This is a genomic window from Fontibacillus panacisegetis (genome assembly GCF_900102215.1).
GTDB classification, from domain to species: Bacteria; Bacillota; Bacilli; order Paenibacillales; family Paenibacillaceae; genus Fontibacillus; species Fontibacillus panacisegetis.
In genome coordinates this window covers 1-9,782 of sequence record NZ_FNBG01000064.1, presented here as the reverse complement: position 1 = coordinate 9,782, position 9,782 = coordinate 1, and the positions used below count along the sequence as shown (strand labels likewise).

9 protein-coding genes are annotated in these 9,782 nt (G+C 44.2%); 7 read left to right on the top strand and 2 right to left on the bottom strand.

Annotated features, from left to right (window positions below; translation table 11 throughout):
• Positions 1-142: 142 nt before the first annotated feature.
• Positions 143-490 carry a helix-turn-helix domain-containing protein gene (locus BLS49_RS24140; protein ID WP_091236646.1) on the bottom strand — a complete coding sequence of 116 codons (348 nt, stop codon included), beginning with the start codon at positions 488-490 and terminating at the stop codon, positions 143-145.
• A 134-nt stretch (positions 491-624) separates the two neighbouring features.
• Here BLS49_RS24140 and BLS49_RS24135 point away from each other — a divergent pair, with 134 nt between their 5' ends.
• Complete coding sequence (locus tag BLS49_RS24135; RefSeq protein ID WP_091236644.1) at positions 625-1,509, top strand: glycosyltransferase family 2 protein; 885 nt, start codon at positions 625-627, stop codon at positions 1,507-1,509.
• A 146-nt stretch (positions 1,510-1,655) separates the two neighbouring features.
• Entirely contained in the window at positions 1,656-2,525 is an 870-nt protein-coding gene (locus BLS49_RS24130) for an SDR family oxidoreductase (RefSeq protein ID WP_091236641.1), read from the top strand.
• A 60-nt stretch (positions 2,526-2,585) separates the two neighbouring features.
• On the opposite strand, the gene yfbR is transcribed toward BLS49_RS24130, so the two are convergent.
• Positions 2,586-3,194, bottom strand: coding sequence for a 5'-deoxynucleotidase (yfbR, locus tag BLS49_RS24125; protein ID WP_091236638.1), 609 nt, complete (start codon positions 3,192-3,194; stop codon positions 2,586-2,588).
• A 132-nt stretch (positions 3,195-3,326) separates the two neighbouring features.
• Between yfbR and BLS49_RS24120 the strand changes: the two genes are divergently transcribed.
• The 5 genes from BLS49_RS24120 (at position 3,327) to pstB (ending at position 9,759) form a co-directional block, all read left to right on the top strand.
• Positions 3,327-4,895, top strand: coding sequence for a fumarate hydratase (locus BLS49_RS24120; RefSeq protein ID WP_091236650.1), 1,569 nt, complete (start codon positions 3,327-3,329; stop codon positions 4,893-4,895).
• Entirely contained in the window at positions 4,896-6,689 is a 1,794-nt protein-coding gene (gene pnpS / locus BLS49_RS24115; protein WP_091236635.1) for a two-component system histidine kinase PnpS, read from the top strand.
• Positions 6,690-6,792: 103 nt separating this feature from the next.
• Positions 6,793-7,524, top strand: a complete 732-nt coding sequence (locus tag BLS49_RS24110; protein WP_091236633.1) for a response regulator transcription factor — start codon at positions 6,793-6,795, stop codon at positions 7,522-7,524.
• 128 nt (positions 7,525-7,652) lie between these two features.
• Positions 7,653-8,810, top strand: coding sequence for a methyl-accepting chemotaxis protein (locus BLS49_RS24105; RefSeq protein ID WP_139173181.1), 1,158 nt, complete (start codon positions 7,653-7,655; stop codon positions 8,808-8,810).
• A gap of 193 nt (positions 8,811-9,003) precedes the next feature.
• Complete coding sequence (gene pstB, locus BLS49_RS24100; RefSeq protein ID WP_091236630.1) at positions 9,004-9,759, top strand: phosphate ABC transporter ATP-binding protein PstB; 756 nt, start codon at positions 9,004-9,006, stop codon at positions 9,757-9,759.
• Positions 9,760-9,782 lie beyond the last annotated feature (23 nt).

Here is a 9,782-nt window from a genome sequence, read left to right as displayed (position 1 = left end):
GGTCATAGAATGCGGCAGGATCAAGCGGTGCAGGGGGCGTCTTCCTTGCACCGCTATTTCTAGTTTTGACACTAAACCTACTTTTGGGACAGCCCCGCATTTTGTAGTATTGCCCTTAAAGCTATCTGTTTGTTGTTCACTTTTAATTGTCTGTATCGGTTTTTATTTCATCCAGATGGGTGAACATCATTTTCAGGATATCTAGAGCAAGCTGCTTTTCTTTGCCCGAACGGCTCATCATAATTTGTCTGACCTGATTCATAAAGTGATCGTCGTTAATTTCAATGGCGTCCTGGAGTAAGTAGTCGACGGTTACTCCTAGCTGTTTAGCTAACTTAATGAGCGTTTCAAGCGACAAGCTGCGTTCGCCTCGCTCGATTTGCCCTATGTATGCATCGGAAACCTCTATTTTCTCAGCGAGTTTTTCTTGAGTCCAATTCATCTTATGACGTTCTTGTCTAAGTCGTTTACCCAAAGCATCGTAGTCCATAACACCCCTCCTCTAACTACCATAGTTAGATTGAGTGATAATGATAATAAACTGATAGTTTTGTTTGTCTTTACTAGAAGCACAAAATAGAGTATTATAAAATTACATTATTCCCAAAATTAAGGAGATAAGACATGTCGATCGAAACTAAGGTATCTATAATTATTACGGTAAAAAACAATGGGATTGATCTGTTTATGACGATGGAATCTCTGAAGGTATCATACATTGGACTAGCCTATGAAGTTATTATTGTAGATGAAGGTTCTATAGATGGGTGTTGCGACTTTCTTTTGAATTACAAGTTAAATAGGCCTATTCGAAAAATAAAGGGACAAGCCGGAAAATCATCACGAAATCTTGCTGCTTCACTGGCAGTAGGAGAGTATTTTGTTTTCTGCAGTCCCCGCCTTTATTTTGAAGATAACTGGATGGAAACTTTACTAGAGCCTCTATTTCAAGGAACGGCAGAAGGGGTATCGCCAGTTTTTGAAATTGAAGAGAGAGTTCCGAGTAAGCTGGGGAAAAAGTATACTGAAGGTATTCTTCATAGCATTCAGAGCTATCCATGGACTCAAAATGGAGATGGGCTGCCGTGGTTGTCGACGGAATGTTTTGCTGTTAGTCGGAGCACGTTTCAGGAATGTGGCGGCATGGAGAACGGATTTAAGAGTAAAGAGCTGGAAACTTCCGAGTTCTCGTTGAGAATGTGGCTGCTAGGGGCTAGATGTATGTTGGTTCAGGCTGTTTCCTTGATTCAGGTGCTGCGCATTAATTTTCCCTATGACGATAGTGTGGATAAATGGGAGGAGGATCTGCTCATACTGGCTCAATTGCATTTTAACGAGCAACGGATCGCAGCGTGTGAGTCATTGTTAAGTGAGACAAGCTGTGCAGCAGGCAAGGAAGATATGGCTGAAGATCTGGATGGGGATACGTCGGCATCACGAGAGCGGTATGTTTTCCGAAGAAAACATGACGATTCCTGGTTTGTGGATAGGTTCGACATTCCTTTGTAATGGTAAATTCAATATTAGCTCTGGTAGTTCGTTGGCATAACCTTGGGGATGTAGGTTCATCCTAAAGTGGTCAACAGAAATCCACCTGATAGAACTTAGTTGGAGCTTGATAGTTCGATCAGTGTCAGGAAAGGAGCATATCGAAAATGTCAGGAAACGGACAAACGAAACAAACGATGCCGCCGCAGCATCAAAACCACCAGCCTGGGAAAGAAGCAGAGATGACCCCGCTTCCTCAATTTGAGAGAGACTATAAAGCTTCTGGCAAGCTGCTAAATAAAGTAGCGATTATAACCGGAGGAGATAGTGGGATTGGGCGAGCGGTCGCTGTTGCATATGCCAAGGAAGGTGCGGATGTGGCTGTCGTCTATTTGAATGAGCACGGTGATGCTGAGAAGACGAAAGCAGAAGTGGAGCAGGAAGGCCGACAATGTTTGCTGATTGCTGGAGATATTGGTGAAGAATCTTTTTCGCAAAAGATTGTGAAGCAGACAATGAGTGAGCTTGGAAGATTGGACATTCTGGTCAACAATGCAGCCGAGCAGCATCCTCAGCAAAACTTTGCCGACATTACAGCCAAGCAATTGGAAAAAACGTTTCGAACCAATATTTTCTCCATGTTCTATTTAACTAAAGCGGCGTTACCTTGTCTTGATAAGGGAAGCTCGATTATTAATACAGCATCAGTAACGGCATACAAGGGCCACCCTATGTTGGTCGATTATTCCTCCACAAAGGGAGCGATCGTAACCTTTACGCGTTCGTTGTCTATGAATTTGATTAGTAGTAAAGGGATTAGGGTGAATGCCGTCGCACCTGGGCCGATCTGGACACCGCTCATTCCATCCACATTTGATGCAAGGCAGGTATCCCAGTTTGGTGGCAACACGCCGATGCAGCGCCCAGGGCAACCGGAAGAAGTAGCACCTGCGTATGTCTTTCTTGCCAGCGATGATTCCTCTTATATGAGTGGTCAAGTTCTGCATATTAATGGTGGAGAGATTGTGAATGGGTAAATTGATGTAAATTAACACCAGGGCCGTTTTGGGCTCTGGTGTTGTTTGTTTCACGCTATCCTATTCAGATGACTCAGACAATTCATCCAACGTCATTTCGAAGCTTGGAGCAAGATGTTCGAGGAAATATTGCACTTCTGGCAGGCTCAGCTTCGTTAATTTGTCGTGCAGCTGACTTTTGGCGACGGCAAATTCGCGGTTGCCAGCTGCAAGCTCCCAGGCGCACTTTAAGTAGGCATCGAGACTGTCAGCAGCTTTTACATATTTATGTAATTCAGCATCGGCGGGATTCGAGCTGCTGCCGCCTGAAAAGAGCAGGGGCTCATAAATTTTATTCAACTCTGGCGGTACCATGGAGAGCAGGCGTTCTGCAGCGATCGATTCCATTTCTCTAAAATTGGACAACAACCGCGGGTTGTGATGCTTAACTGGTGTTGGAATATCTCCGGTGAACACTTCTGTGGCATCGTGAAACAGAGCCAGCGTCGAAGCTCGTTCAGCGTTAAGCTCACGACCGAACATACTGTTCCCTATTTCGCACAGCAGATGGGTCAGCAGAGCAACATGGTAAGAGTGTTCTGCTACATTTTCACTGGCCGTGCTGCGCATCAGACTCCAGCGGTTGATGGAACGTAGACGGTACATATAAGCGGAAAAATGATAGCTCATCAATGATATACCTCTCTTTTTATAGATGTACTATGTTATTATAAAGCTATTGAATAGACTAGCGCTACCCAGCAATATGATTGCATTTAGTGAATCCGAAGACATGAGAGGGGATCTAGTAACATGAGTAACATGCTCCAGTTTGAAGAGAGCGTATATCAATTGATTGTGGAAACTTCTACAAATTTGCCGGGCGATGTGCGACGTGCAGTTAATCATGGGCGGTCTCTTGAAAATGAGGCTACTCGTGCCGGTCTGGCGTTATCGACGATTGCTCGGAACATTCAAATGGCAGAGGATCAAATTTCACCTATTTGTCAGGATACTGGTATGCCAACTTTTGTTGTACATACGCCTGTTGGCATAAATCAGATTGAATTGAAGAAAAGTATACATGCTGCGATTCAAAGAGCGACCAAGGATGGCAAGCTTCGCCCGAACTCGGTAGATTCTTTGACAGGAGAGAACACGGGTAACAATTTGGGTACGGGTACTCCTGTTATTCACTTTGAGCAATGGGAAAAGCACGTCATCGATATGCGGCTCATTCTCAAGGGAGGTGGCTGTGAAAATAAAAATATTCAATACAGTCTTCCGACCGAGCTCGAAGGACTTGGACGTGCTGGTAGAGATTTGGACGGAATTCGCAAATGTATTCTTCATGCTATATATCAAGCCCAGGGCCAGGGCTGCAGCGCCGGTTTTCTTGGCATAGGCATCGGTGGGGATCGGACTACAGGTTATGAGCTGGCGAAGCAGCAATTGTTCCGCCATGTTGATGATGTGAACCCTGTACCTGAGCTGGGTCGTTTGGAACAATATATTTTGGAAGCAGGGAACCAGCTTGGTATCGGAACGATGGGGTTTGGTGGGGAAGTTACGCTGCTTGGCTGCAAAATTGGTGCTATGAACCGTTTGCCAGCGAGCTTCTTTGTTTCGGTGGCTTATAATTGCTGGGCATTCCGGCGTCAAGGAATTGAAATGGACCCGGTATCCGGTGAAATTGGAAAGTGGTTGTATCCGGTTGGTACTGAGGTTCCAGTGCTAGAGGATGAGAACGGGCCAGAGGACAATAAGTCGATTTCGTCTGACAATGCAAATGAAGCCGATAAGCAAGGAGCTCGGGAAATTGTGCTTCGTACTCCAATATCAGAAGAGCAAATCCGCAGCTTGCGTGTCGGTGATGTAGTTGTCATTCAAGGAGAAATGCACACAGGACGTGATGCATTGCATAAATATTTGATGGATCACGATGCGCCTGTTGACCTTAATGGGGCTGTGATTTATCACTGTGGTCCGGTTATGCTCAAGGATGAAGATGGCTGGCATGTGAAGGCCGCAGGTCCGACCACGAGCATTCGTGAGGAACCTTACCAAGGCGATATTATTAAAAAGTTTGGCATTCGCGCAGTAATCGGAAAAGGTGGTATGGGTGCAAAAACATTAGCCGCACTTAAGGAGCATGGTGGAGTGTATCTAAATGCAATCGGTGGAGCTGCACAGTATTACGCCGAGTGTTTTAAGAAAGTTAACGGTGTAGACTTTATGGAATTTGGTATCCCTGAGGCGATGTGGCATTTGGAAGTGGACGGGTTTGCAGCTATCGTAACAATGGACTCTCATGGAGATAGCCTTCATGAAGGTGTTGAGAAGGCTTCGCGTGAGAAGTTGGCTTCGTTTAAAGAAGTGGTGTTTAAATAAATGAAAACCTTTCGAACTCGTCTAATCATTATTCTGATGAGCCTTATCGGCATTTCGATGCTTGCAGCCGGATTAACGATGGCTCAGGTGTACAGAGGATCTCATATTCGCGCATTAGAAGAGAATATGATGCGCGAAATTAATTTGCTTGAAAATACCTTTCCTTTTCAAGCTACTGATACGGCAGGGGCTTCAGATTATTATTCCAGTAAGGCCAGGGAGTTAGAGAAGCTGATTGATTCACGGGTTACTTTTATTTTGCTTGATGGCAAGGTTATTGGTGATTCCGAGATGTCTCCTGATCTAATGGATAATCACTTAACCCGTAAAGAAATTGTTTCTGCGGCAAATGGGGCAACAGGTAGTGCTATTCGTTACAGTGATAGTGTCCGCGAGAAAATGCTCTATATTGCACATGAGGTTAAGTCAGAGAATGGTTTTGTCGGATATATAAGACTGTCTATGAGTCTTGAAGCTGTGGGTGAAGAGCTTACTAAAGGCTGGATGCTGATGGCTGGTGGCTTGTTAATTCTGTTTCTTGCCGCAGCTTTAGTTAGTTACCGGGTAGCTGCCGGGCTGACTAAACCGCTTGAGCATATTACACTCGTAGCTAACCGAATATCAGGACTTGATTATGATGCGCGGGTGGATCTGGATCGAAGTGATGAGATCGGGCAGCTTGGGCAGGCTATTAATGGTATGGCTGACAGCCTTCAGCAGCAATTGAAGCAAATCCACGATAATGAGGATTTGATGCAGAGTGTACTGGCGAATATGACCGGAGGCCTCTTGATGGTGGACAGTGATGGAACTGTCGTCCTGATTAACCGTGCAGCTGAGCAAATTCTTCATATGAAAGATGATCAGATTGTTGGTAAAACGTACAATGCCTTGAAGCGAAATTATGAGTTTATGAAGTTCGTAGAAGAAGGGGTTAACCTCAAGGAATACATTCAAGAAGAACGGCATGTGTATGATCCTGAGGAGCTGATTCTGCAATTCGATGGGGTTCCCATGTTTGAAGATCAAGGCGGCTATCGTGGTATGCTGTTCCTGTTACAGGATGTAACGGACATAAGACGACTTGAAGCGATGAGAAGCGAATTCGTAGCCAATGTATCCCATGAGCTGAAAACACCGATTGCTGCGGTGAAGGGATTTGCAGAAACACTGCTTGCCGGCGGAGTGGATGATGAAGAAACGAAACGATCTTTTCTGCAAATTATATACGATGAAGGAGATCGCTTAAACCGCTTGATAGGAGATATTCTTGAGCTTTCGAAGATTGAATCCAAGCGTGCTCCATTAGAATATGTGCCCGTTAATCTTAAGGAATTGTTCGATAGCATAAATGAGGTGCTTCTTCCGGTAGCTTCAAAGAAGTCAATTCAGATGCATCAAGGAATTAAGGAGCATTTGTATATTGAAGGCGATGAAGACAGACTGCGACAAATTTTCATGAACTTGCTCTCTAATGCGATTAGCTATACGCTTGAAGGAGGAAGAGTGAAGGTAGAAGCGGAAATTGTCAATATTGGCGAAGAAGATGAGAAGGTTCTGATTTCTGTTAAGGATACAGGAATGGGAATTCCGAAAAAAGACTTGCCGCGTATTTTCGAGAGATTTTACAGAGTTGATAAAGCTAGATCGCGAAGTTCAGGTGGTACTGGGCTTGGCTTATCCATCGTCAAGCATCTTGTGGAGCTGCATCACGGAACGATTCGTGTTGAGAGTAAAGTGGGTGAAGGGTCTGCCTTTACGGTAGAATTACCAATCATGCATACTCTGGACTAAAAGAATTACGATTTTACACCGCGTTAACAAATTCGTGTTATGCTGTGCTTGTCTATCGATTTGTTAATCTGTTATGCACTTTTTTGAAAAGTGGGGGTAAAGAATGACGCAGCGACTGTTGGTAATAGAAGATGAGCCTACGCTCTCCAGACTGTTGTCCTACAATCTTACGAGCGAAGGTTATCAGGTAGTAGTGGAAGAGCATGGGCAGACCGGATTTGATACGGCGATGCAAACTGAATTTGATTTGATTCTGCTGGATTTGATGCTTCCAGGAATGAATGGCTTTGAGATTATGTCCAAGCTAAGACATGAAGGGGTCATGACGCCGGTCATCATTTTAACGGCCAAAAATGCTGAGGAAGAAGTCGTTCAGGGATTAAAATCCGGGGCTGATGATTATATCACAAAGCCTTTTGGTGTTGCTGAATTGTTGGCGCGGGTAGCTGCTGTGCTGAGAAGATCGTCCGGGCATGAAGAAAGAGAAGTGCTGCCAGATCAGGAAGAATTTCAGATTACACTTGGTCCTCTTGTCATTTACCCGGAGAAATACGAGGTTACTTTGAACGGTGAGTCAATCACCTTGCGGCCTAAAGAATTTGAAGTGCTGTTGTATCTGGCTCGTAAACCGGGAGTAGTCATGACGAGAGATGATTTGATGAATGCGGTATGGGGCTTCGATTACATCGGGGGACAACGTACAGTGGACGTTCATGTCAGTTCACTGCGTAAAAAGCTGGAGCTTGATCCCCAGTCTGTTCATATCGACTCGATTCGCGGTGTTGGTTACAAATTGGTTGTGAACAAGAAAAAAAATGCCCATCTATCGAGCTGATAGAATGGGTATTTTTTTGTATGTGCAAAAGTTTACATAGGTCTTAAGAATCTATAATATTCACCGAATATAGTTCTATTATCATATCAAGCATAGCTGTGCGATATTCATTCGGGGAGTGATAGATTTTGAATAATGAAGGTATCGCCGTATTGGAAAGAGTCGTAGAGAAGACAATACATAGTGACTCAAAAGCGTTACAAACGGAGCAGAGCAAGAAGGGAATTGAAGCTGAACATTATTTGAAGCTCGTTCCTGTAATTTCCAATGATGAATTATGCATTCATGTACTTCGTTTATTTCAACGTGATTTAGACACACCGTGTATCGTGATTTGTGATCAACAGAAATCGCCTATCGGCTTAATGATGAGGGATAAGCTTAACCGATTGCTCGCAGGAAGATTTGCTGCGGATCTGTTCTATAATAGGCCTGCTCTTGATCTTGCGAATACCCAATCACTTCAATGCGAGTTATCTTTACCGGTGAGCGAATTGTTGGATATAGCTCTGGAGCGGGAGGGACAAGACTTTTATGATAGTCTTATTATGACGCACAACGGTAAATTTATCGGTGTAATAACGATTCAGGATCTAATGATTATGTCGAGGGATTTACAGAGAGAGACGGATGAAGCGCGTAAGACAGCGATAAGAGAAAGCTATGATCAAGCCGTTGATATAGGACGATCTGTGAGGTTGGCGTCCGAAGCATCAAAGCGAAGTCTGGAAGAATCTGAACGGATGAGTTTACTTGCACTAGCAGGTCAAAAAGAACTTGACGAGGTAAACGCCTCCTTTTCCAGAGTTGTGGAAATGACCCAATCACAGAATAAGCTAGTAACACAACTACTGATTCGGGCCAAAGAAATTGCTTCTCTGGTTACTCAGATACGAGAGCTCGCAGATCAGAGCGGTATGCTGGCAATGAATGCTTCGATCGAAGCTGCGCACGCAGGGGAGCATGGACGAGGATTTGCGATTGTGGCAAATGAAGTGAAGAAGCTGGCGATGCAGACGAAGGAGTTCTCTGGAGATATCGGTACCAAGCTGGGGCTTGTCGGAGATTTAGTGAATCAGACTGCCCATGCGACTTCTTATACAGTAAAAGAAATGGAAGAAAGTCACGTCAGAGTAGTTGAGGCGGGATCAACCTTTGGAACGTTAGTAGATTCTGCTTGTCAGGTGGAAATCAGGGGGAAAGAAGTGTTTGAATCAACGGAGGAAGCGGCAAGAAAAAATCGAGAAATTTTATTTGAATTAAACTCAATTGCAGGCCGGAGCTAAATTTTACACTCCGTTAACATTTCAGGCCATTACCTTTTACATATAGACGTTACAATCAACAAGTAAGACTGTCCTATGCCTGAAGCGTCGACACGGACTCGCGTTAAGGTGAGGTCCGTGTTTCGTGTATTAGTGCTGTCCGTATTGACTTTAAGCGGGGCTCTGATGTCTACACAAAAGAAGGAGATATGACATGACATCGATTATCCATATTGAAAATTTGAATTTGTATTATGATCAGTTCCACGCTTTGAAGAACGTATCTCTTGATATCCCGGAGAAAGCAATTACAGCATTTATTGGTCCGTCAGGTTGTGGCAAATCAACACTGCTTCGGACATTAAATCGTATGAACGATATGATTCCAAGTACACGAATCGAAGGTTCTGTACAAATCGCGAATACGGAAATTTATAGTGATGACGTCCATGTAGAGGCGTTACGGAAACAGGTAGGCATGGTGTTCCAGCAGCCAAATCCTTTTCCAAAGTCCATCTATGATAATGTAGCTTATGGACCTCGTTTACATGGTGTAAAGAATAAAAGCCAACTGGATGAAATTGTTGAACAAAGCTTGCGACAAGCTGTTTTATGGGATGAGGTTAAGGATTTTCTGAAACGTTCGGCTTTCAGTCTGTCCGGTGGACAACAGCAGCGTCTGTGTATTGCAAGAGCGATAGCGGTTCAACCTGACATTCTGCTTATGGATGAAGCGACTTCGGCACTCGACCCGATTTCGACTTTAAAAATTGAGGAATTAGTGCAGCAGTTAAAAGATAGGTATACTATTGTAATGGTTACGCATAACATGCATCAGGCGGCCCGTATTTCGGATCGGACTGTCTTTTTCCTAAATGGTGAGATCGTAGAGGCTGATGATACTCAGAAGCTATTCTCTACACCGCAGGATGCTCGTACTGAAGATTACATTTCCGGTCGTTTCGGCTAACAGAAGGGGGCTGCTCACGTAAT

Bases quoted from the DNA above. Each gene is read 5' to 3' on its own strand.
- BLS49_RS24120 (WP_091236650.1), top strand. From the start codon at position 3,327: ATGCTCCAGTTTGAAGAGAGCGTATATCAATTGATTGTGGAAACTTCT.
- BLS49_RS24140 (WP_091236646.1), bottom strand. From the start codon at position 490: ATGGACTACGATGCTTTGGGTAAACGACTTAGACAAGAACGTCATAAG.
- yfbR (WP_091236638.1), bottom strand. From the start codon at position 3,194: ATGAGCTATCATTTTTCCGCTTATATGTACCGTCTACGTTCCATCAAC.
- BLS49_RS24110 (WP_091236633.1), top strand. From the start codon at position 6,793: ATGACGCAGCGACTGTTGGTAATAGAAGATGAGCCTACGCTCTCCAGA.
- BLS49_RS24130 (WP_091236641.1), top strand. From the start codon at position 1,656: ATGTCAGGAAACGGACAAACGAAACAAACGATGCCGCCGCAGCATCAA.
- pstB (WP_091236630.1), top strand. From the start codon at position 9,004: ATGACATCGATTATCCATATTGAAAATTTGAATTTGTATTATGATCAG.
- pnpS (WP_091236635.1), top strand. From the start codon at position 4,896: ATGAAAACCTTTCGAACTCGTCTAATCATTATTCTGATGAGCCTTATC.
- BLS49_RS24135 (WP_091236644.1), top strand. From the start codon at position 625: ATGTCGATCGAAACTAAGGTATCTATAATTATTACGGTAAAAAACAAT.